Source organism: Hydrogenophaga sp. SNF1, assembly GCF_034421675.1.
In the GTDB taxonomy this organism is placed as follows: domain Bacteria; phylum Pseudomonadota; class Gammaproteobacteria; order Burkholderiales; family Burkholderiaceae_C; genus Hydrogenophaga; species Hydrogenophaga borbori.
This window is the reverse complement of sequence record NZ_CP139793.1, coordinates 1,119,658-1,141,068: the sequence shown is the minus strand read 5'-3', so window position 1 is coordinate 1,141,068 and position 21,411 is coordinate 1,119,658. Positions and strand designations below refer to the sequence as shown.

At 71.7% G+C, this 21,411-nt stretch carries 22 protein-coding genes; 15 read left to right on the top strand and 7 right to left on the bottom strand.

What is annotated here, in order from left to right; all coding sequences use genetic code 11:
• Positions 1-10: 10 nt before the first annotated feature.
• A complete protein-coding gene (locus tag SOM08_RS05530) occupies positions 11-1,099 on the bottom strand; it encodes a PA0069 family radical SAM protein (protein WP_322470218.1) in 1,089 nt (362 codons plus the stop codon).
• Positions 1,100-1,352: 253 nt separating this feature from the next.
• Between SOM08_RS05530 and SOM08_RS05525 the strand changes: the two genes are divergently transcribed.
• The 11 genes from SOM08_RS05525 to SOM08_RS05475 all read left to right on the top strand — a co-directional run bounded on the left by SOM08_RS05525 (position 1,353) and on the right by SOM08_RS05475 (position 11,821).
• Positions 1,353-2,387 (top strand): ketoacyl-ACP synthase III, encoded by a 1,035-nt coding sequence (locus SOM08_RS05525; RefSeq protein WP_322470217.1) that lies wholly within the window; start codon positions 1,353-1,355, stop codon positions 2,385-2,387.
• Positions 2,388-2,406: 19 nt separating this feature from the next.
• Complete coding sequence (locus tag SOM08_RS05520; protein WP_116958221.1) at positions 2,407-2,676, top strand: acyl carrier protein; 270 nt, start codon at positions 2,407-2,409, stop codon at positions 2,674-2,676.
• A gap of 13 nt (positions 2,677-2,689) precedes the next feature.
• Positions 2,690-3,820, top strand: a complete 1,131-nt coding sequence (locus SOM08_RS05515) for a hypothetical protein (protein WP_322470216.1) — start codon at positions 2,690-2,692, stop codon at positions 3,818-3,820.
• A gap of 36 nt (positions 3,821-3,856) precedes the next feature.
• A complete protein-coding gene (asnB, locus tag SOM08_RS05510; RefSeq protein ID WP_322470215.1) occupies positions 3,857-5,800 on the top strand; it encodes an asparagine synthase (glutamine-hydrolyzing) in 1,944 nt (647 codons plus the stop codon).
• Positions 5,797-7,332, top strand: coding sequence for a class I adenylate-forming enzyme family protein (locus SOM08_RS05505; RefSeq protein WP_322470214.1), 1,536 nt, complete (start codon positions 5,797-5,799; stop codon positions 7,330-7,332). The genes asnB and SOM08_RS05505 overlap by 4 nt, the downstream gene beginning before the upstream one ends.
• 37 nt (positions 7,333-7,369) lie before the next feature.
• A complete protein-coding gene (locus tag SOM08_RS05500; RefSeq protein ID WP_116958524.1) occupies positions 7,370-7,627 on the top strand; it encodes an acyl carrier protein in 258 nt (85 codons plus the stop codon).
• On the top strand, positions 7,624-8,595 hold the full coding sequence (gene nadE, locus SOM08_RS05495) for an NAD(+) synthase (protein ID WP_322470213.1): 972 nt from the start codon (positions 7,624-7,626) through the stop codon (positions 8,593-8,595). The genes SOM08_RS05500 and nadE overlap by 4 nt, the downstream gene beginning before the upstream one ends.
• A 94-nt stretch (positions 8,596-8,689) precedes the next feature.
• Positions 8,690-8,845 carry a hypothetical protein gene (locus SOM08_RS05490; RefSeq protein WP_175442831.1) on the top strand — a complete coding sequence of 52 codons (156 nt, stop codon included), beginning with the start codon at positions 8,690-8,692 and terminating at the stop codon, positions 8,843-8,845.
• Positions 8,846-8,882: 37 nt separating this feature from the next.
• A complete protein-coding gene (locus SOM08_RS05485) occupies positions 8,883-9,773 on the top strand; it encodes a LysR family transcriptional regulator (RefSeq protein ID WP_116958225.1) in 891 nt (296 codons plus the stop codon).
• 96 nt (positions 9,774-9,869) lie between these two features.
• Positions 9,870-10,859: a Bug family tripartite tricarboxylate transporter substrate binding protein gene (locus SOM08_RS05480; protein WP_116958226.1), complete on the top strand. Its 990-nt coding sequence runs from the start codon at positions 9,870-9,872 to the stop codon at positions 10,857-10,859.
• Positions 10,860-10,891: 32 nt separating this feature from the next.
• Positions 10,892-11,821 carry a succinylglutamate desuccinylase/aspartoacylase domain-containing protein gene (locus SOM08_RS05475; protein WP_245980862.1) on the top strand — a complete coding sequence of 310 codons (930 nt, stop codon included), beginning with the start codon at positions 10,892-10,894 and terminating at the stop codon, positions 11,819-11,821.
• Here SOM08_RS05475 and SOM08_RS05470 read toward each other — a convergent pair.
• Positions 11,818-13,146, bottom strand: a complete 1,329-nt coding sequence (locus SOM08_RS05470) for a glycerate kinase (protein ID WP_322470212.1) — start codon at positions 13,144-13,146, stop codon at positions 11,818-11,820. The genes SOM08_RS05475 and SOM08_RS05470 overlap by 4 nt on opposite strands.
• Positions 13,147-13,279: 133 nt before the next feature.
• Positions 13,280-13,753, bottom strand: a complete 474-nt coding sequence (locus SOM08_RS05465) for an Lrp/AsnC family transcriptional regulator (protein ID WP_181936438.1) — start codon at positions 13,751-13,753, stop codon at positions 13,280-13,282.
• 70 nt (positions 13,754-13,823) lie between these two features.
• On the opposite strand from SOM08_RS05465, the gene SOM08_RS05460 reads away from it, so the two are divergent.
• Positions 13,824-14,783: an EamA family transporter gene (locus SOM08_RS05460; protein WP_322470211.1), complete on the top strand. Its 960-nt coding sequence runs from the start codon at positions 13,824-13,826 to the stop codon at positions 14,781-14,783.
• Here SOM08_RS05460 and SOM08_RS05455 read toward each other — a convergent pair.
• Entirely contained in the window at positions 14,768-15,466 is a 699-nt protein-coding gene (locus SOM08_RS05455; protein WP_322470210.1) for an alpha/beta hydrolase, read from the bottom strand. The genes SOM08_RS05460 and SOM08_RS05455 overlap by 16 nt on opposite strands.
• Before the next feature lie 40 nt (positions 15,467-15,506).
• Between SOM08_RS05455 and SOM08_RS05450 the strand changes: the two genes are divergently transcribed.
• The 3 genes from SOM08_RS05450 to SOM08_RS05440 all read left to right on the top strand — a co-directional run bounded on the left by SOM08_RS05450 (position 15,507) and on the right by SOM08_RS05440 (position 19,101).
• The gene (locus SOM08_RS05450) at positions 15,507-16,304 is read left to right on the top strand and encodes a hydratase (protein ID WP_322470209.1); all 798 of its coding nucleotides are present in this window, start codon (positions 15,507-15,509) and stop codon (positions 16,302-16,304) included.
• Positions 16,305-16,401: 97 nt separating this feature from the next.
• Complete coding sequence (locus SOM08_RS05445; protein ID WP_322470208.1) at positions 16,402-18,093, top strand: AMP-binding protein; 1,692 nt, start codon at positions 16,402-16,404, stop codon at positions 18,091-18,093.
• A 30-nt stretch (positions 18,094-18,123) separates the two neighbouring features.
• A complete protein-coding gene (locus tag SOM08_RS05440; RefSeq protein WP_116958233.1) occupies positions 18,124-19,101 on the top strand; it encodes an NAD-dependent epimerase in 978 nt (325 codons plus the stop codon).
• On the opposite strand, the gene SOM08_RS05435 is transcribed toward SOM08_RS05440, so the two are convergent.
• The 3 genes from SOM08_RS05435 to SOM08_RS05425 form a co-directional block, all read right to left on the bottom strand.
• Positions 19,089-19,583 (bottom strand): low molecular weight protein-tyrosine-phosphatase, encoded by a 495-nt coding sequence (locus tag SOM08_RS05435; protein ID WP_322470207.1) that lies wholly within the window; start codon positions 19,581-19,583, stop codon positions 19,089-19,091. The genes SOM08_RS05440 and SOM08_RS05435 overlap by 13 nt on opposite strands.
• A 74-nt stretch (positions 19,584-19,657) precedes the next feature.
• The gene (locus tag SOM08_RS05430) at positions 19,658-19,966 is read right to left on the bottom strand and encodes an H-NS family nucleoid-associated regulatory protein (RefSeq protein WP_070399010.1); all 309 of its coding nucleotides are present in this window, start codon (positions 19,964-19,966) and stop codon (positions 19,658-19,660) included.
• A gap of 72 nt (positions 19,967-20,038) precedes the next feature.
• The gene (locus SOM08_RS05425; protein WP_181936439.1) at positions 20,039-21,013 is read right to left on the bottom strand and encodes an RluA family pseudouridine synthase; all 975 of its coding nucleotides are present in this window, start codon (positions 21,011-21,013) and stop codon (positions 20,039-20,041) included.
• Positions 21,014-21,411: the final 398 nt, after the last annotated feature.

Below are 21,411 nucleotides of genomic sequence, written 5' to 3'. Positions count from 1 at the left end.
GTCGGCCGCGTCAGAACAACTCCCGCTGCGCCGACAGCGCCGCCGGCTGGAAGCGCGACAGGTCCATGGCCTCGCGCTCGGTGGCGTAGCCCAGCCGCGCGCAGGCCTTGTGGAAGCGCTGGCGCAGCAGCTCGGCCCAGGGGCCGCTGCCCTTCATGCGGGTGGCGAAGTCGCTGTCGTAGTCGCGCCCGCCGCGCATGTCCTGGATGCGCGCCATCACCCGGCCCGCGCGCTGCGGGCAGTGCTGCAGCAGCCACTGGCGGAAGATGGGCGCCAGCTCCCAGGGCAGGCGGATCACCTGGTAGAAGGCGCGCCGCGCGCCGGCCTCGCGCGCGGCCTCCAGCACCTGCTCCATGTCCTCGTTCAGGAAGGGAATCTGCGGCGAGACGCTCACGCCCACGGGGATGCCGGCCTCGGCCAGGGTGCGGATGGTGCGCAGGCGCCGGTGCGGCGCGGCGGCGCGCGGCTCCAGCGCGCGCGCCAGCTTCGGGTCCAGCGTGGTGAGGGTGACGTAGACCGCCGCCAGGCCCATGCCGGCCAGCGGTGCAAGCAGATCGATGTCGCGCTCCACCCCGCTGCCCTTGGTGACGATGCCCACCGGGTGGCGGGCGCGAAAGAGCACGTCCAGCGCGGCGCGCGTCAAGCGCAGTTCGCGCTCGATGGGCTGGTAGGCGTCCGTCACCGTGCCCAGGGCCACCATGCTGGGCTCGTACGACGGGCGCTGCAGCTCACGCGCCAGCACCTCGGCGAAGCCGCGCTTGGCGATGAGCTTCGTCTCGAAATCCAGCCCCGGCGAGAGGTTGAGGTAGCTGTGGCTGGGCCTCGCGTAGCAGTACACGCAGCCGTGCTCGCAGCCCCGGTAGGGGTTGAGGCCGTGCACGAAGCCGATGTCGGGCGAGGCGTTGGTGGTGATGGCGCTTCTGGCGTCCTCCCAGCTCACGCTGGTGGCGGGCGCGGCGTGTTCTTCGGCCTGCTCGGCGTCGAGCGTGCTCCAGCCGTCGTCGAAGGCGGCGCGCGCGGCGGACTCGAAACGGTGGGGCTGCCGGAAGGACATGCCACGCCCCTTGAGGGCCGCGACGGGGATGTGGACCTCGCTCATGAGGGCCTCCAAAATACTGTACAAAACCACAGTATATGAAGCCCCCACCCTGGGCGCACAGCCGCCCGTCGTCGGCGACCGAGCGCCGAACCGGCCCCGGTTCCCCGCGCGCCCCCCACTTGTGTGACTTATGCCCAGCGCCCAGCCTTGGGGCATGCATAGGCCCCTCCTTATACTGACCGGGGTAAGCCAAAAGACGTCCAGCCCTCGCGCTGAGATCGCCCGTTCTTCCAGATTTCAAGAGGGACCCCGGTTGAGCCAATCGAACATCGGCGGCTTTCGCCTGGCCGGCGTGAGCACCTGCCTGCCGCCGACGGTGGTGGACAACCTCGACCCGGCCCTGGGCTTCGCGCCCGAGGACGTGCGCAAGGTGGTGGCCATGGCCGGCGTGCGCGAGCGCCGCGTGGTCACACCCGGCCTCACCTCGGCCGACCTGTGTTTTCGGGCCGCCACGCGGCTGATGGAGCGCCTGGACTGGGCGCCCGACAGCGTGAGCGCGCTGATCTTCGTCACCCAGACGCCCGACCACTTCCTGCCCTCCACCAGCTGCCTGTTGCAGCAGCGGCTGGGCCTGCCCGACAGCTGCGCCGCCTTCGACGTCGGTCTGGGCTGCTCGGGCTACCCCTATGGCCTGTACCTGGCGGCCGCCATGCTGCGCGGCGGCGGCCACCGGCGCGTGCTCATGCTGCACGGCGAAACGCCCAGCCGCTTCGTCAGCCCCGAGGACCAGGCCACCGTGCTGCTGTTCAGCGACGCCGGCTCGGCCACCGCGCTGGAACTCGACGACGACCCCGCCGCGGGCGGCCAATTCGTGCTGCACACCGACGGCAGCGGCGCCGAAGGCCTGATCCTGCGCGGCGGTGCCTTCCGCGACCGCGAGCCGGCCAACCCGCGCCACCGCTTCCTGGAAATGGACGGCGCGGCCATCTTCAACTTCACCATCAAGCGCGTGCCCGCGCTGATCGCCGACACCCTGGCCTTCGCCGGCAAGGCGGTGGCCGACGTCGACGCCTTCGTCTTCCACCAGTCCAATCGCTTCATCATGAAACACCTGATGAAGAAGAGCGGCCTGCCGGACGAGCGCGTGCCGATGTCCATCGAAGACAGCGGCAACTGCGGCGGCCCTTCGGTGGCGGTGGCGCTCACGCGCCGGATCGCGCCGCCGCCGCCCGGGCAGCACCGGCTGTGGATGCTGCTGGGCTACGGCGTGGGCCTGTCCTGGGGCGCCGCCCTGGTGCGGGCCGACGACCGTACCCTGCTGCTGCACGACGACGGCGAAGACCTGTGATCCATCCCAACCGCTCCGCATGACGCCCAGCACCCGCCCCACCATCACCCAGACCGAGGCCCTGGCCATGCTGGCCGAGTGCTTCAACGTGCCGCCCGAGAGCCTGCACCCGGACGTGGAACGCGAGTCCATCGAAGACTGGGACTCCATGGGCGCGCTGATGCTGATCGCCGAACTCGACGAGCGCTTCGGCATCGAGCTCACGGCCGATGTCTCGCGCGAGATGACGCGCATCGGCCACGTGCTGGACTTCCTGCGCGAGCAGGGGGCGCTGCGTGCGGGCGACTGAACACGGCCGCCCCGTGGCGCCGGCGCCGCGCGTGCCGGCGCACGACAAGCTCGGCCGCTTGGTGGCGCGCAGCCTGGGGCTGGACGAGGCCGCGCTGCGCGAGGGCCTGCGCGCGGCCACGCTGGACGACCTGCCCGAGCTCATCGCCCTGCGCCGCGAGCACCTGCTGCCCGGCCACGAGTGGGACGACGACGCCTACCTGCGCTGGCGCTACCGCCTCGGGCGCGAGGGCGCGGGCTTCGGCGAGCTGTGGTGCCTGCGCGCCCACGGCCGGGTGCTGGCCACCATCGGCGTGGAAGACCTGCCCATCGAACTGGACGGCCAGGCGCTCGCCGGCGCGCAGGTGATGGACCTGCTGGTGCGGCCGGAGGCGCAGGAGTCGGGCCTGGGCATCTGGCTCAACCAGGCCATGCTCGCGCGCCACGGCTTCACGCTCGCGGTGGGCGCCAACCAGAACTCGGCCGGCATCGTGCGCCGCCTCTTCGAGCCGCTGCCACCGCGCCTGACCTTCACCCACCCCTTGGACCTGCAGCCCTTCGTTCGGCGCCGCTGGCCCGCGCTGGCCGCCACGCCGCTGGCCATGCGCCTGGCCAACGCCGGCCTGGCCCTGCGGCGCCTGGCGCTGCGCCGCCACCGCCCGCGCGGCTTCACGCTGGAGAACACCCCGCGGCTCGACCCCGCGCTGAGCGCGCCGCTGGCGCGCGGGGCCGCGGGCGTGCTCCTGCGCCACGGCGGCGCCTACCTGCAGCGCCGCCTGCTCGACAACCCGCGCCGGCCCTTGAGCCTGCGCGTGGCGCGGCGCGGCGACGCCGTCGCCGGCCTCATCGCCTGGTCGGTGGAAACCGACGACCGCGGCCGGCCCGAGTTGCACCTGGTCGATTGGCACCACGACGGCGACGACACCCTGCTGGTGCTGCTGCACGAGGCCATCCGCGAGGCCGCCGCGCTGCGCTGCACCTGCGTGCGCCTGCTGCTGCAGGACGAGGCCTCGCGGCGCGTGGCCGCGCGCGCCGGTTTCCTGCCGTCGCAGGACGACGGGGGTCGCCCCTGCGGCGTGCAGTCGCGCGACCCCGAACTGGCCGCCCGGCTGGCCCGCGCGCCCTGGCGCCTGACCGACCTGCGCGACGACGCCGATGGCTTCTAGGAAGCCCGAGCGCCCCTTGCCGAGCGAGGCCTGAGCATGTGCGGCATCGCCGGTCTCTTCAGCCCCCGCCAGCCGCCCCGGCGCGAGGAACTCGCCGCCATGGCGCGCGCCCTGCACCACCGCGGCCCGGACGGCCAGGGCGTGTGGCACGACGGGCCGATCGGCCTGGCGCACGCGCGCCTGGCCATCATTGACCTCGATGGCGGCGCCCAGCCCATGGCCAGCGCGGACGGCCGCGTGCAGCTGGTCTTCAACGGCGAAATCTTCAACTACATCGAACTGCGCGCCGAGCTGCGCGCCTTGGGCCGGCACTTCCGCACCGACTCCGACACCGAGGTGCTGCTGCAGGCCTACCAGGCCTGGGGCGATGGCTTCCTGTCGCGCCTGAATGGCCAGTTCGCCATCGGCCTGTGGGACGCCGAGCGGCAGCGCCTGCTGCTGGCTCGCGACGGCGTGGGCATCCGTCCGCTGTTCTGGACGCGGATGGGCGAACGGCTGGCCTTCGCCTCCGAGGCCAAGGCCCTGTTCGCCCTGCCCGCCGTGCCGCGCGCGCTCGACCCGGCCGGCCTGGCCGCCAGCCTGGGCTGGTGGGCGCCGCTGGCGCCGCGCACGGCATTCGATGGCATCCACTGCCTGCCGCCGGGCCACCGCCTGGTGGTGGACGCCGCCGGTGAACACCTCAGCCGCTGGTGGGACTGGGACTTCCCCGACAGCGACCCCTTCGCGCCCGTGGACGAGGACGCGCTGGCCGACCAGCTGCACGCCCTGCTGGTGGACGCCGTGCGCCTGCAGCTGCGCGCCGACGTGCCCGTGGGCGCCTACCTCAGCGGCGGGCTGGACTCGTCCATCCTCACCACCATCATCCGCCGCCACACCGACACGCCGCTGCGTTGCTTCTCGCTCACCTTCGACGAGGCCGAATACGACGAGAGCGCGCACCAGCGCCTGATGGTGCGCCATCTGGACACGCGGCACAGCGCCATCGGCTGCGGCCGGGCGGACATCGCCGCCGCCTTCGCGCGCACCGTGTGGCACGCCGAAACCCCGCTGGTGCGCACCGCCCCCGCCCCCATGCTGCGCCTGGCCGACAGCGTGCGCGCCGCCGGCTACAAGGTGGTGCTCACCGGCGAAGGCGCGGACGAGGTCTTCGGCGGCTACGACCTGTTCAAGGAAGCCAAGATCCGCCGCTTCGTCGCGCGGCTGCCCGGCTCGGCGCGGCGCGCGCGCGCGGTGGAGCGGCTCTACCCGTGGATGGCGCGCTCGCCCGGCGGCGCCCACAACGTGCTCGCGCAGCGCTTCTTCACCGACAGCCGCGTGCCCGATGGCGACCCCGGCTTCGCCCACCAGACGCGCCTGGCCAGCACGCGCCGCGCCTGGGCCTTCTTCACGCCCGAGTGGCAGCACAGGCTCGCCGCGCACGAGCCCGCCGCGCAATGGCGCGCGCGCGTGCCCGAGGCCTTCGCCCACTGGCAGCCGCTGGCGCGCGACCAGTACACCGAGGCCCACACGCTCATGAGCGGCTACCTGCTGGCCGCGCAGGGCGACCGCATGGCCATGGCGGCGTCCATCGAAGGCCGCTACCCCTTCCTCGACCCGCGGGTCATCGCCTTCGCCGCCGCCCTGCCGCCGCGCCTGAAGATGCGCGGCCTGCGCGAGAAGTTGCTGCTGCGCCAGGCCTTCGCGCGCGAGCTGCCGCCCGCCATCGGCCAGCGCACCAAGCAGCCCTACCGCTCGCCCGACAGCGCCAGCTTTTTCGAGGACGGCCAACCCCTGCCCTGGGTGCGCGAGCTGCTGAGCGAGGGCAGCCTGCGCGAGGCCGGGCTGTTCGACGCGCCTGCCGTCGCGCGGCTCAGCGCCAAGTGCGCGGCCGGTCGCGCCATCGGCTTCGCCGACAACATGGCCTTCGTGGGCGTGCTCTCCACCCAGCTGCTGCACCGGCAGTTCGTGCGCGCCGAGGCACCGGCGATGGAGCCGTCATGAGCATGGGCCCTTTCGTGCACAGCGCCTTCGAGGCGCGCTGCCGCGACCAACCCGGCAAGGTGGCCGTGGTGGTGGGCGAGCGGCGCCTGAGCTACGGCGAACTCGCGGCGATGGTCCAGGGCATCGCCGAGACCTTGCAGGTCGAGGGCGTGCGGCCCGGCGATCGCGTGGTGCTGTTGCTGGACAGCGGCGCCGAGTACGTGGCCGCCCTGCACGCGGTGTGGCGCCTGGGCGCGGTGGCGGTGCCGCTGGGTCCGCAGACCAAGGCGGCCAAGCTCGCCCATGTGCTCGCCGACACCGGCGCGCGCGCCCTGCTCACGCAAGCCACGCTGGCAACCGTGTGGACCGCCGCGCTCGCGCAGGCGCCCGAGACGCCGCACGTGTGGGCCCACGGTCCGGTGCCCGCGGCCACGACCGCCCGGCCCTGGCCCCAGCCCGCGCCCATCCCCGCGCCCCTCGCCGGCCCCACCAGCCCCGGCGACCTGGCCACCCTGATCTACACCTCCGGCACCACCGGGCAGCCCAAGGGCGTGATGCTCAGCCACGCCAACATGCTCGCGGCCTGGCGCGCGGTGCAAACCTACCTGCAGCTGCGGCCCGACGACGTCATCGGCCTGGCGCTGCCGCCCAGCTTCAGCTACGGCCTGTACCACGTGGTGATGGGGCTGGGACTGGGCGCCACGCTGGTGCTGGAGAACAGCGCGGCCTTCCCGGCCAGGCTGCTGCAGCGCCTCGCGGCCGAGCGCGTGAGCGTTTTCCCTGGCGTGCCCATGCTCTGGGCCAGCCTGCTGGCGCTGGACCTGGGCGCGCACGACCTGTCCGCCCTGCGCCTCATCACCAACGCCGCCGCCGCCCTGCCGGCCGCGCACACCGCGCAGTTGCGCCAGCGCCTGCCCCGGGCGCGCCTGCTGCTCATGTACGGGCTGACCGAGTGCATGCGCGCGAGCTACCTGCCGCACGACGAGGTGGACATCCGCCCCGACAGCGTGGGCCGCGGCCTGCCCTTCCAAGCCCACTGGCTGATCGACGAGCACGGCCAGCGCCTGCCCAACGGCGGCCTCGGCGCCACCGGCGAGCTGGTGGTGAGCGGCCCGCACGTGAGCCCCGGCTACTGGAACGCGCCGCCCGGCCAGACCGGCCGCATCACCCCAGGCCCGTGCCCCGGCGAACACACCCTGCGCACCGGCGACGTCTTCCGCTGCGACGCGCACGGCTGGCTCTACTGCGTGGGCCGCACCGACGACATGTTCAAGTCGCGCGGCGAGAAGGTCTACCCGCTGGAAGTGGAGCACGCCATCTGCGAACTGCCCGGCGTGCTGGAGGCGGCCGTCGCCCCCATGCCCGACGAACGCCTGGGCCTGGCCGTGAAGGCCCACGTGCGACTGCAGCCCGGCGCCACGCTGAGCGAGCGCGAGGTCATCCGCCACTGCCAGGCCCGCCTGGAAAGCTGGATGGCGCCCAAGGCCGTGGCCTTCGTCGACCAATTGCCCCAAACCGAGTCCGGCAAGCTGCGCCGGCGCGACCTGGCCTGAGCCCTTTTCCCTTGACCCCCCCAACGAGCACACCACCATGAGCACCATCAAAGCCGAGGTCCGGCGCTACATCGAAGAGAACCTGCTGCTGGGCGCGGGCGCCGTCTCGCCGGGCGACGACGAGTCCTTCCTCGAGCACCAGGTGCTCGACTCCACCGGCTTCCTCGAACTTGTGGCGCACCTGGAGCAGACCTACGGCATCACGATCGGTGACGAGGAAATGGTGCCGGAAAACCTGGATTCGCTGAACGCGATCGAGGCCTTCGTGCTCGGCAAGAAGGCAGCGTCGGTATGAGCGCGGCACCGCTGGGCCCGCAAAGCCTGCACCTCGACTGCGCGGCCGAACTCGCTCGCATCAGCGAATGGATCCCGCGCGTGCTGACGCAGAAGCTGCGCCGCCGCGGCCTGGTGGTGGCCATCAGCGGCGGCATCGACAGCTCGGTCTGCGCCGCGTTGAGCGTGCGTGCCGTGGGCGCGGACAAGGTCTTTGGCCTGTTGCTGCCCGAGCGCGACTCCAGCGGCTTCAGCAGCGAGCGCGGCCGCCTGCTGGCCGAGCACCTGGGCATACGGTACCAGGTGCACGACATCGCGCCCGCGCTGGAGGCCCTGGGCTGCTACCAGCAGCGCGACGAGGCCATCCGCCGCGTGGTACCGGCCTACGGCGATGGCTGGAAGAACAAGATCGTGCTCGCGGGCGGGCTGGAGGGCGGCATCAACTTCTTCAGGCTGGTGGTGCAGTCGCCCGAGGGCGAGCAGCAAAGCGTGCGTCTGCCTCCGCGCGAGTACCTGCAGATCGTGGCGGCCACCAACTTCAAGCAGCGCGTGCGCAAGACCATGGAGTACTTCCACGCCGACCGCCTGAACTACGCCGTGGTGGGCACGCCCAACCGGCTGGAATACGACCAGGGCTTCTTCGTGAAGAACGGCGACGGCTCGGCCGACCTCAAGCCCATCGCCCACCTCTACAAGACCCAGGTCTACGCCATGGCGCGTCACCTGGGCCTGCCCGAGGCGATCTGCAGCGCCGTGCCCACCACCGACACCTACACCCTGCCGCAGGGCCAGGACGAGTTCTACTTCGCCCTGCCCTACGCGCAGATGGACCTGGCGCTGTGGGCGCTGGAGCACGGGCACACGGCCGATGAGCTGGCCGCCGCCCTGAACACCACGCCCGCGCAGGCGCAGCGCGTCTACGACGACATCCGCGCCAAGCGGCGGGCGACGGAGTACCTGGCCGCCGCGGCGGAACGTCTGCCGGCCTGAGTCCGGGCGCCTGGCGAAGCCTTCGCCGGGCGTTTTCGCGGCGGGTTGGCCGGGTTACATTGGCGCCCTCAATCCGGCGCATCAGGAGCCCACCATGCCCAAAGGCGAACAGCGCAGCAACAAGATGGTCAAGAAGCCGAAGAAGGACACCAGCCCGCCGCAGGAAGCCTCGGCCGGGGCCTCGCTGTCCCCCCGCCCCACGCCGCCCGTCACGGCGGTGATGCCCAAGGGCAAGATGAAGAACAAGTAGCCTCGGCACCGGCCACGGCCCGGCCGGCCGCGCGTGCATGGACATCAAGCTCATCGAGGATCTGGCCGCGCTGGAACGCTGCGCGAGCTTCGTCAAGGCGGCCGAGGCCCGCCATGTCACCCATCCCGCCTTCGGGCGGCGCATCCGCGCACTGGAAGACTGGGCGGGCGTGCCCCTGGTGGCCAGCACGCGGGCCCCCGTTCGCCTGACCCCCGAGGGACAGGCCCTGCTCACGCAAAGCGCGCCGCTGCTCGCCGGCCTGCGGCAGTTGCGCACGCAATGGGGCGCGCGCGACCGCGCCGACGGGCAAGGGACCGGTCTGCTGCGCGTGGGCACCGGCCGCACCTTGGCGCGCACCCTGGTGGCCGACTGGCTGGGGCGGCTGCGGGGCACCATCCGTGGCGCCCGGGTGCAACTGCGCACACAGGCCATGGAAGAGATCTGCGCCACCTTCGAGCGCGGCGAGGTCGATCTGCTGATCTGCTACGAACACCCGGCGCTGTCCTACGGCCTCACGGGGCAGCGCTTTCGCCACATCACCCTGGCCACGGACCGCCTGCTGCCGGTGGCGCGCGTCGACGCCTCGGGCCGCGCGCGCCACGACCTGTTCGATGCCACCTGGATCGGCTACGCACCCAGCCTCACCCTGGGCCGCCTGCTGGAGGACCACCTGGAGGCCACCCGCAGCGGGCAGCAATCGCCGCCCACCATCGTGTGCGACTCCGCCGACGCGGTGCTGGAGCTGGCCATCAAGGGCCTGGGCATGGCCTGGCTGCCCCATTCGCTGACCGCGTCCGCGGTGCGCGCCGGGCTGCTGAAGGTGCTGGGCGGCCGCGGGGACCAGATCCACTTCGAGGTCCGTCTGTACCGGCACCGCGCCCGGCAATCGGACCTGATCGAAGCCGCCTGGGAGCACAGCAATCGCTAGTCGGCACGCATCGGTGCCGATCCGGCACCTTGGTTTCAGACGAGCCACCTAGAGTCCGCTTCACCGCTGCGCCATCGCAGCCAACCAGGAGCGCCGATGAAGTCCCCACTGATCCGCCGCCGTGAGGTTCTGCTTCTCACGGGCGCCGCCGCCACCCTCGGGTGCGCGCCGGCGCTGGCCCAGAGCACCAACTACCCGAATCGCCCGATCACCCTGGTGGTGGGCTACCCCCCAGGCGGCAGCACCGACCTCACGGCGCGCGTGCTGGCAGAGCAGCTGGCCCGCTCGCTGGGCCAGCCGGTCGTGGTCGAAAACGTGGGCGGGGCCGGTGGCGCGCTGGGCGCCCAGCGGGTGGCGCAGGCCACGGCGGACGGCCACACCCTGCTGCTGGGCAGCAACAACGAGATGGCCATCGCCGGCTTGATCAATCCCGCGCTGCGCTATGACCCCGTCAAGCAGTTCACCCCAGTGGGCATGGTCGCCTCGCAGCCCATGGTGCTGGTGGCCAGCCCCAGCGCCGGCATGCCCAACATCGCCGGTTTCATCGAACGCGTGAAGCAGAACCCGGGCAAGTTCAGCTATGGCTCCGCCGGCGTCGGCACCGCCCTCAACCTGGCGGGCGAAATGGTCAAGCAGGCCGCCGGGCTGTTCATCGTTCACATCCCTTACCGGGGCGTGGGCCCGCTGACGACCGATCTGATCGGCGGCCAGGTGGAGCTGGGCGTGTACGTGCTGTCCAGCGGCCTGCCCCAGATCAAGGCGGGCAAGGTGGTGCCACTGGGCGTGACCGAGCGCGAGCGTTCGCCCGTGGCGCCCGACATCCCCGCGCTGGCCGAGACGCCCAGCCTGCGCCATGTGGACATCGGCACCTGGTTCGGCCTGTGGGGGCCCGCGGGCCTGCCGGCGCCCGTCGCGCAGCGCTTGCGCGGCGCCCTGGCCGAGTCGCTCAAGGTGCCCTCCCTGGTGGAAAAGCTGACGGCCTCGGGGGCGACCATTGCCCCGGCCAGCGCGGTATTGGCCGACTTCCAGGCGGCCGAAATCGCCAAGTACCGCCGCATCGTCGACCACGCCGGCATCCGCGTGTGATGCCGCCGCCGTTCGAAATTTCCCCGCCCGACATGGGCCCCTGGCTGGCCGGCAACACCGGCACGCCCGGCGTGTGGCGTTGGACAGCCAGCGAGCCCGGTCGCCGGGTGATGGTGAGTGCGCTCGTCCACGGCAACGAGCTGTGCGGCGCCTGGGCGGTGCGCGACCTGCTGGCCAGCGGCTTGAGGCCGCGCCGCGGAACGCTCACCGTGGCGCTGGCCAACCTCGACGCCTTCGCGCGCTTCAACCCGCAAAGGCCCCATGTGTCGCGCTGCGTGCACACCGACATGAACCGCCTGTGGGGGGACATGCCCTGGCGCCACGACGGCACCGAGCTGGCGTCCGAGCACCGGCGGGTGCTGGAACTGCAACCCCATGTGGAGGCCAGCGATTGGCTGCTGGATCTGCACTCCATGCACGAGCCGGGCCCGCCGCTGGCGCTCACCGGGCCGCTCGCGCACCACGCCAGCCGGGCGGCCGCCCTGGGACTGGGTGCCCTGCGGGTGGCCGACCCCGGTCACAAGGCGGGCGTTCGTCTGCGCGACCATGGCCGCTTCGGCAGGGCCGATGCGCCGGACGCCTTCGCCTTGCTGGTGGAATGCGGCTACCACGGCGCACGGGCATCGGTGACCGTCGCCCGCGACGCGCTCGCGCGCTTTCTCGATCTCAGCGGCGTGGTGGATGCGCAGGACATGCCGGCCGGCTGGCGCCAGCCCCATGCCCATGGCAGCGGCCCCTTGCTGGAGGTCACCGACGCCGTGACCGTGGCGCCCCACTCGGTGCCAGCGTTCACGAAGCCCTGGAAAAGCGGCGACCGGATCGCCAAGGCGGGCACCCTGATCGGGTGGAACGCGGCGCTGCCGGTCATCACGCCCTACGACGATTGCGTGCTGGTGATGCCCACGCTGCTGCACGCGCGGCCCGGCGCCACGCTGGTCCGCTTCGCCCGCACCACGCCCTAGGCGGGTTGGCCCGCCGGCAGCACCAGCAGCGCGCGGAAGTCGTTCACGTTGGTGTGCGTGGGCCCGGTGATCACCAGGTCGCCCAGCGGCTCGAAAAAGCCGTAGGCGTCGTTGCGCTCCAGGTGCTGGCCCACCTTCAGGCCTTTCGCCGCCGCGCGCGCCAGGGTGTCGGGCGTGACCAGCGCACCCGCGTTGTCCTCGATGCCGTCGATGCCGTCGGTGTCGGCCGCAATGGCCCACACGTTCGCCTGCCCGCCCAGGGCCTGGGCCAGGCCCAGGCAGAACTCGCCCGCGCGCCCGCCGCGCCCTCTGGGCTGGCCCTCGGCGCGCGGGCGCACCGTGACCGTGGTCTCGCCACCGCTGAGCAGCACGCAGGGCGCCTGGAACGCGCTGCGGCCCAGGGCCACCGAGCGCGCCAGCGCCGCATGCACCTTGCCCACCTCGCGCGATTCGCCTTCGATCTCGTCGCTGAGGATGTGCGCGGCCAGCCCGAGCGCGCGCGCGGCCTCGGCCGCGGCCTCCAGGCTTTGCTGCGGCGTGGCGATCAGGCGCGTGTCGTGGCCGGCCAGGCGCGGATCGCCCGGCTTGGGCGTTTCCAGCGCGCCCGATTCGAGGGCGGCGCGCACCGGCGCCGGCACGGCGATGCGGTAGCGGTCCAGGATGGCGAGCGCGTCGGCGCAGGTGCTGGCGTCGGCCACGGTGGGGCCGCTGGCGATCACGCTCACGTCGTCGCCGGGCACGTCGCTGATGGTGAGCGTGACCACCTGCGCGGGCGCGCAGGCCGCCGCCAGCCGCCCGCCCTTGATGCGCGAGAGGTGCTTGCGCACGGTGTTCATCTCGCCGATGTGCGCGCCGCTGTCCAGCAGCTCGCGGTTGATGCGCTGCTTGTCCTGCAGCGTGAGGCCTTCGCAGGGCAGCGTGAGCAGGGCCGAGCCGCCGCCCGAGATGAGGCACAGCACCAGGTCATCGGCCGTGAGGCCTTGAACGAGTTGCAGGATGCGCTGCGCGGCCGCCAGGCCGGCCGTGTCGGGCACGGGGTGCGAGGCCTCCACCACCTCGATGCGCTCGAGCAGCCCCTCGGGGCGCGGCGGCGTGTGGTGGTAGCGCGTGACCACCAGGCCCGACAGCGGCGCCTCGGCCGGCCACAGCGCCTCCACCGCCTGGGCCATGGCGCCACCGGCCTTGCCCGCGCCGATGACCACCGTGCGCCCCTTGGGCGGCGGCGGCAGGAAGGCCGCGGTGTTGTGCAGGGGCAGCGCGCGGCGCACGGCGGCGTCGTACAGGTGGCGCAGCAGGGCGCGGGGGTCTTGGGTGGCGAAGGTCATGTCGGGCGGGGCTGGGTGGGAGGTATCGCGGCCAGCCGGCATTGTCCACAAGGCCGCGAGGGCCGCGGGGAACGGCGTGCGTCGGCACCCGGCCCCGACACCCCCGCCCGAAGGACCTGGAAAGGAACGCGCCTCAGGCCGCGCCGGGCCAGCGCAGCGGGCGCTCCTCGAACTCCGTGCTCAGCACCACCGTGCTGGTGGTGCGCGCCACGCCCGGAATGGCCTTGATGGCGTAGAGCACGTCTTCCAGCGCGCGCGCGTGCGTGGTGCGCAGCTTGGCCATGAAGTCGTACTCGCCGGCCACGCTGTGCAGCTCCAGCACCTCGGGCAGCTCGCGCAGGCGCGGCGCGATCTCGCGGCAGTGCACGCCGCCGTCGTTGCGGATGGCGACGAAGGCGGTGAAGTGCAGGCCCACGCGCTCTGGGTCCACGCGCAGCGAAAAGCGCTCGATCACGCCGCGCTCGACCATCTTCTTCACCCGCTCGTGCACGGCCGCCGTGGACAGGCCCACCTCGGCCGCCACGTCGGCATAGGAGCGGCGGCTGTCGGCGCTCAGCGCCGTAAGAATTCCGGCGTCGATGCCATCGAGCTGAATATTTGCTTGCATGCGAGCCCAACTCTGATAAAAATACGAACCCTCGGCCAATCGCCGGAAATCTTACGACACAGGTGGCCGCATGCCGTCCATTTTCAACCGATTCGGGGCGGACAACGCCTCCTGGCGCCTCGCCCTGGCGCTGCTGATCGTCTACCTCGTCTGGGGTACCACCTACTTCGCGCTGGCCGTGGCCATGCAGACCCTGCCGCCAGTGCTCATGAACGGGGCCCGTTTCATCGCGGCCGGCCTGGCCATGCTGGCCATCGCCCGCTGGCGGGGCCTGGCCTGGCCCACGGCGGCGCAGTGGCGCGCCAGCGCGCTCATCGGCGGGCTGATGGCCTTCGCCGCCATGGCCCTGGTGGTGCTGGCCCAGCAGGCCGGCATCGGCTCCGGGCTGATGGCCACGGTGGTGACCACCATGCCCATGTGGCTGGCGCTGTGGACGCGCTGGGGCGGCGAGCGCGTGCCGCTGACCAGCTGGCTGGGCCTGGTGCTGGGCGCGGCGGGCGCCGCGTTGCTGGCACTGGAAGGCGACTTCTCCACCACCCTGCTGGGCACGCTGTGCGCCTTCGGCGCGCCACTGGCCTGGAGCCTGGGCTCCTATGCCTCGCGCAAGCTCGCGCTGCCGCCACCGGCCATGGCCTCGGCCGCGCAGTGGCTGCTGGGCGGCCTGCTGTGCACGCTGGCCGCGCTGCTGTTCGAGCCGGGCGCGCGCGGCTTCCAATGGGCGCAGGTGTCGGTGGCCTCGGCCCTGGCCTGGCTCTACCTGGTGGTGATGGGCACCATGGTCACGCTCAACGCCTACCTGTGGCTGCTGAAGAACACCAGCGCCGCGCTGGCGGGCAGCTACTCCTTCGTGAACCCGGTGGTGGCCCTGGCGGTGGGCGTGGGCTTCGGCGACGAGCGGCTCACGGGCTGGGTGTTCGTCGCCCTGCCCCTGATCGGCGCGGCGCTGGCGCTGATCCTCTACGGCCGGCCGGTGGTGGACGCCGCCGGCGCGCTGTGGCGGCGGCTCGCGCCTTCTCAGGCCAGGACCTGAAGCAACCAGCGGTTGAGGTCGCCCACTTCCTCGGGGCACACGCTGTGGCCCATGGGGTAGCTGTGCCATTGCACCGGGTGGCCCAGCGCCAGCAGGGCGTCGCGCGAGGCCTCGCCGCGCGCGGGCACCACGATGTCGTCCGCATCGCCGTGCGCCATGAAGATGGGCAGGCCGGCGTTGGCCGCGCTGCGCTCGGCCGCCGTGCGATCGGGCAGCGGCAGGTAGCCCGAGAGCGCCACCAGCCCGGCCAGGCGCTGCGGCGCGCGCAGGCCGGTGAGCAGCGTCATGGCGCAGCCCTGCGAAAAACCCATCAGCACGATGCGCGAGGCCGGCACGCCCATGCCGATCTCGCGGTCGATGAGCGCCTGCACCTGCGCCTGGGAGGCGCGCAGGCCGGCCTCGTCCTCGCGGCGCGGCTGGCCGGGGTCGGCCGGCGGCGGGTAGATGTCGTACCAGGCGCGCATGGCGTAGCCGCCGTTCAGCGTGACGGGCCGCACCGGCGCGCTGGGAAAGACGAAGCGCACCGGGCCGACGGCCGACAGGTCCAGCATCTGCGCCACCGGCACGAAGTCGTTGCCATCGGCACCCAGGCCGTGCAGCACGATGAGGCTGGCCGCGGTGGGCGCGTCGGGCGCGCCCGAGCGGCCTTCGAGCCGCTCGAGTTCGAGGGGGGTGTCGTTCATGGGATGGCAGCATAGCCGCGCGCCCCCGACAATGCGCCGCATGACCCCCGAGACCCTGCTGCACCACGTCGACACCGGCCGGCCCTGGGCCGCGCGCCTGAGCACCCGCCCCGGCTACGGCCTGGACACCGCCTACGCCGACGCCCTGGCCGTGCGCGCGCTGCGCGTGGCGCGGGGCGAGCGCCCCCTGGGCTACAAGGTGGGCTTCACCAACCGCGGCATCTGGCCGGTCTACAACGTCTACGCACCCATCTGGGGCAGCGTATACGACAGCACCGTGGTGTTCTGCGACGGTGAGGGCCGGCTCGACCTGTCCCACACCTGCGAGCCGCGCATCGAGCCCGAGGCGGTGTTCGGCTTGCGCACGGCGCCCGCCGCCGAGGCCTCCATCGGCGATCTTTTCGACGCCCTGGACTGGGTCGCGCCGGGCTTCGAGATCGTGCAGTCGCACCTGGCGGGCTGGAAGTTCGAGGCCCCCGACACCGTGGCGGACGGCGGCCTGCACGCGCGCCTGCTGGTGGGCCGGCGGATGCCGGTGCGCGAGATCGCAGCCGACGCCGCCGGCCTGGACGCCGCCCTGGCCGGCGCGGGTGTGGTGCTGGCGCGCGACGGCCAGGCGCTGGACCGGGGCAAGGGCGCGGCCGTGCTCGACGGCCCCGTGCAGGCCCTGTGGCACTTCGTGCAGGCGCAGCGCGCCTGCCCCGGCGCGCCGGCGCTGCGAGCGGGCGACATCGTCACCACCGGCACCTGGACCGACGCCTGGCCTGTCGCCCCGGGCCAGGTCTGGCACGGCGCCTTCGATGCGCCGCTGTCGCCGCTGAGCCTGCGGCTGGAGTGAGCTCCCCAATCCAGGGGGGACACGGGGAAAACCCACTGAGGAAATCGCGCACCGCTCGCTAGGCTGGCCGGGTTTCAGACACCAAGGAGACCCGTCCATGAGCGAGAAGATCGCGCCCGCGCTGCTGGCCCTGCAACGCCTGTACGACTGGGAGACCAAGGCGCCCGCGCGCGTGGCCCTCACGCAGCCCATGGGCGGCGGCGTGGTGCACGACTTCACCTGGGCCCAGGTGGCCGACCAGGTGCGCCGCATGGCCGCGCACCTGCAGGCCCAGGGCTGGGAACCCGGCAGCAAGGTCGCCATCCTGTCCAAGAACTGCGCCTGGTGGATGATGAGCGACCTGGCGATCTGGATGGCCGGGCACGTGTCGGTGCCGCTGTACCCCACGCTCGCGCCCGAGACCATCCGCCAGATCCTCACGCACAGCGAGTCCAAGGCCCTATTCGTGGGCAAGCTCGACGGCTGGGACGGCATGAAGCCGGGCGTGCCCGCCGGCCTGCCCTGCATCAGCTACCCGCTGTCGCCGGTGGATGCGATCCAGGACTACGACGGCTGGGACGCCATCTGCGCGCGCACCGGGCCGCTCCAGGGCCAGCCCGTGCGTGCCGAGGACGATCTCGCCACGCTGATCTACACCTCGGGCACCACCGGCCTGCCCAAGGGCGTGATGCACAGCTTCGGCAACTTCGCCTGGGCCATCGACCGCGGCCTGCAGCGCATCCCGCTCACGGCCAAGGACCGCATGCTGAGCTACCTGCCGCTGGCCCATGTGGTGGAGCGCATGCTGGTCGAGCACGGCTGGCTGCGCACGGGCATGCACGTGTTCTTCGCCGAATCGCTGGACACCTTCGCGGCCGACCTGCAGCGCGCGCGGCCCACGGTGTTCTTCTCGGTCCCGCGTCTGTGGGTCAAGTTCCAGCAGGGCATCCACGCCAAGATGCCGCCGGCCAAGCTGGAGCGGCTGCTGCGCATTCCCCTGCTGGGCGGCATCGTGCGCCGCAAGATCCAGAAGGCCCTGGGCCTGGACCAGTGCCAGTTCGCCGCCGGCGGCGCCGCGCCCATGCCGCCCGCGCTGCTGCAGTGGTACGCCCAGTTGGGCATCCCCATCAACGAGGGCTACGGCATGACCGAAAACCTCGCGCTCTCGCACATCACCGAACCGGGCAAGAACCAGCGTGGCACGGTGGGCCCCCCCTACCCCGGCGTGGAGCAGCGCCTGGACCCGCAGACCGGCGAAATCCAGATGCGCAGCCAGGCGCTGATGCAGGGCTACTACAAGGAACCCGAGAAGAGCCGCGAGGCCTTCACCGAGGACGGCTGGCTGCGGACCGGCGACAAGGGCAGCATCGACGCCGCCGGCCTGCTGAGCATCACCGGCCGCGTGAAGGACCTGTTCAAGACCGGCAAGGGCAAGTACGTGGCGCCCGCGCCCATCGAGGACAAGCTGGTCATGCACGAGGCGGTGGAGGCCTGCGTGGTGACGGGCGCCAACCTGGGCCAGCCGCTGGGCATCTGCATGCTCAGCCCCGAGGCGTCCGCGAAGGCGAAGAACGCCGACGAACGCGCCGCGCTGGAGCGCTCGCTGGCCGAGCACCGGGCGGCCATCAACGCCACCCTCGACCCGCACGAGCAGATGCAATGCCTGGTCGTGGTGTCCACGCCCTGGACGGTGGACAACGACATGATCACGCCGACCTTCAAGGTCAAGCGCAACCGCATCGAGGACGTGTACGCCCGCCACTACGAGAAGTGGGAGGTCACCGGCAAGCCGGTGATCTGGGCCGACTGATCCGCCAGCGGCCTGCACTACGATCGCGGCATGCACATCCTGCTCACCGGCGCCGCCGGCTTCATCGGCATGCACACCGCGCTGCGGCTGCTCGCGCGCGGCGACACCGTCACCGGCATCGACAACCTCAACGACTACTACGACCCGGCGCTCAAGCAGGCCCGGCTGGAGCGGCTGCGGCCGCACGCCCAGTTCCGCTTCGAGCGCCTGGACCTGGCCGACCGCGCCGGCATGGAGGCGCTGTTCGCGCGCCAGCGCTTCGACGCCGTGGTGCACCTCGCCGCGCAGGCCGGCGTGCGCTACTCCATCACGAATCCGCACGCCTACCTGGAGAGCAACCTCACCGGCTTCGGCCACGTGCTCGAAGGTTGCCGCGCCCAGGGCCTGGGGCACCTGGTCTACGCCTCCAGTTCCAGCGTCTACGGCGGCAACACCAAGATGCCGTTCGAGGAGAGCGACCCGGTCGACCACCCCGTGAGCCTGTACGCCGCCACCAAGAAGGCCAACGAGCTGATGGCGCACACCTACAGCCACCTCTACCGGCTGCCCGCCACCGGCCTGCGCTTCTTCACGGTGTACGGGCCCTGGGGCCGGCCCGACATGGCCTACTTCTCCTTCACCAAGGCCGTGCTCGAAGGCCGCACCATCGACGTCTTCAACCACGGCGACATGAAGCGCGACTTCACCTGGATCGACGACATCGTCGAGGGCCTGCTGCGCGTGCTCGACAAGCCCGCCACGCCCGAGAGCGAGGGTGGCGCGCCGCACCGCGTGTTCAACATCGGCAACCACGACCCGGTGCAGCTGATGGAGTTCATCGCCTGCATCGAGCGCGCCACCGGCCGCGAGGCCAGCAAGCGGCTGCTGCCCATGCAGCCCGGCGACGTGCCCGCCACCTACGCGAGCACCAAGGCCCTGAACGACTGGGTGGGCTTCGCCCCGGCCACGCCGCTGGCCGAGGGCATTGAGCGCTTCGTGCGCTGGTACCGCGACTACTACAAGGTCTGAGGCGCGGCCTCGGGCGCCAGACCCACCAGGCGCTCGATCACGCGCGGCGCGGCGCGCTCGCACATGGCCATCACGTTCTCGAAGCCTTGCAGGGGGCCGTAGTAGGGGTCGGGAACCTCGTCGAACCCCAGACCCGCGTAATCCAGGAACAGGTGCAGCTTGTGCGCCTGCGGTGGCGGGCAGCGGCGCCGCAGTTGCGCAAGATTGCCTTCGTCCATGGCGAGGATGGCGTCGAAGCGCTCGAAATCCTCGGGCCGCACGGCGCGCGCCCGCTCGGCGTCGATGGCCACGTAGCCGCGTGCGCGCGCCAGCTTGACCGCGCGGCTGTCGGCGCGCTCACCCGTGTGGCCGCCGTACACGCCCGCCGAATCCACCGCGACGCGCCCTTGCAGGCCGCGGCGTTCCACCTCGGCCTGCAACACCGCGCTGGCCATGGGCGAGCGGCAGATATTGCCCATGCAGACCACCAGTACCTGTTGCATGGGCCCGAGCATAACCAGCCCCACCCAAGAAAAAGCCCGCCGGAGGGCGGGCCTTCTCAAGGGCACGAAGGCGCTCAGATCTTGTACGCGTCCAGATCCTTGCCAGCGGCGAGCGCATCGCGCACCCACTGCGGCTTGCGGCCCGGGCCGCCGGCCCAGAGTTCGCCGTTGGGGCCACGGTACTTGGGCGCCGCGCCCGACTTGGACTTGGCCGCCTTGCGGCCGCCCGCGCTGGCGCCGCCCAGATCGGCCACGCTGATGCCGTACTGCTTCATCTTGGCCTTGATGTCGGCGATCACATTGGACAGTTCGTCCTTGCGGGCCTGCTCGGCCTGCGCCATCAGCGATTGCGCCTGGGCCATCAGTTCGGAATACGTTGCCATACCGGTAATCCTTGTCGCTTTGTGAAATGAATCGGGGCATCGATGCGATGCGCCGTGAATTCTATTCGCTTTTCACAGGGAATCGACGAAGCCTTGCAGTTCGTTTGGCAATTCCGTTTGCAATTGCAAAGGAGATTGGCTTTGCGGATGGGTCAGGCGCAGGCGCCAGGCGTGCAGGAACATGCGTTTGAGGCCATGCCGCGCCAATTCCCGGTTGCGTTCGAAATCGCCGTATTTGTCGTCGCCGGCGATCGGGTGGCCGGCGCTGGCCAGGTGCACGCGGATCTGGTGCGTGCGTCCGGTCTTGATGGTGACCTCCAGCAGGCTCAGCGGCCCGCCCCCGCCGGGCGAGGATGCCCAGCGGCGCGCCACTTTGACGAGAGTGATCGCCCGCATGCCATCGGGATCGTCGGCCGAGGTCACGCGCACACGCCGCTCGCCGTCGGCCAGCAGGTACTTGTGCAGTGGCACGTCGATCACCTTGCGCGCCGCCGGCCAATCGCCCAGCACCAGCGCCAGATAGGTCTTGCCGGTTTCCCGTTCGCGAAACTGGTCCTGCAAGGCCTTCAGCACGCTCTTCTTTTTCGCAATGAGCAACAGCCCGCTGGTTTCGCGGTCCAGCCGATGCACCAATTCGAGCAGACGGGCGGTTGGCCGCGATTGCCGCAATTGCTCGATGACGCCAAAACTGACACCACTGCCACCGTGCACGGCAACCCCTGCCGGCTTGTGAATCGCGAGCAATCCCTCGTCTTCGTGCACCACCGGGAATTCGCGCGCGGGGGCCGGCCGTTCGGCCTTTTCCTCGACGCGCGCGGACAGTCGAATGGGCGGAATGCGCAACACGTCACCGGCGGCCACGCGCTCGTCGGCGCTGGCGCGCGCCTTGTTGCGGCGCACCTCGCCGGAACGGATGACCCGGTAGATGTGGGTCTTGGGCACGCCCTTGAGGTGGCGCATGAGGAAGTTGTCCAGCCGCTGGCCGTCGGACTCCTCGTCGACGGTGATGTGGCGGACGGCAGGCGGGGTGTCTATCGGGGCTTTCATGTATCCACCACGGACGCGGGGGACGTGTCTATAATGCGCCACGCCCGTTGTGTGCTGTAAGTGTTTGATTTGCCTTGAGTTTAAGGCAGCGGACACCGCAGTGGCCGACCCGGATGCCGGGAGCCCGGCGGGCGAAGGTGGCCAGCCGCGGCACCCGGCCCTTGCGCCAGACCCCGATGCCGCTTCGTGCATCCCGGTCGGCCCCCGTGCCGGAGGACGCCGCGGTGGAATCCGCAGACCCACAGCGAACCGACAACGGAATACCCCAATCGCCCAGGCCCCGACAGCAACGGCCTGGACGAGGAGACGACCCAGCAGCCACCGAGGCCCGACGCTGTCACCGACAGCCGTCGACCCCTAGCGGCCCTGCCCTCGGCTCCACGCGCCCATGCCCGACC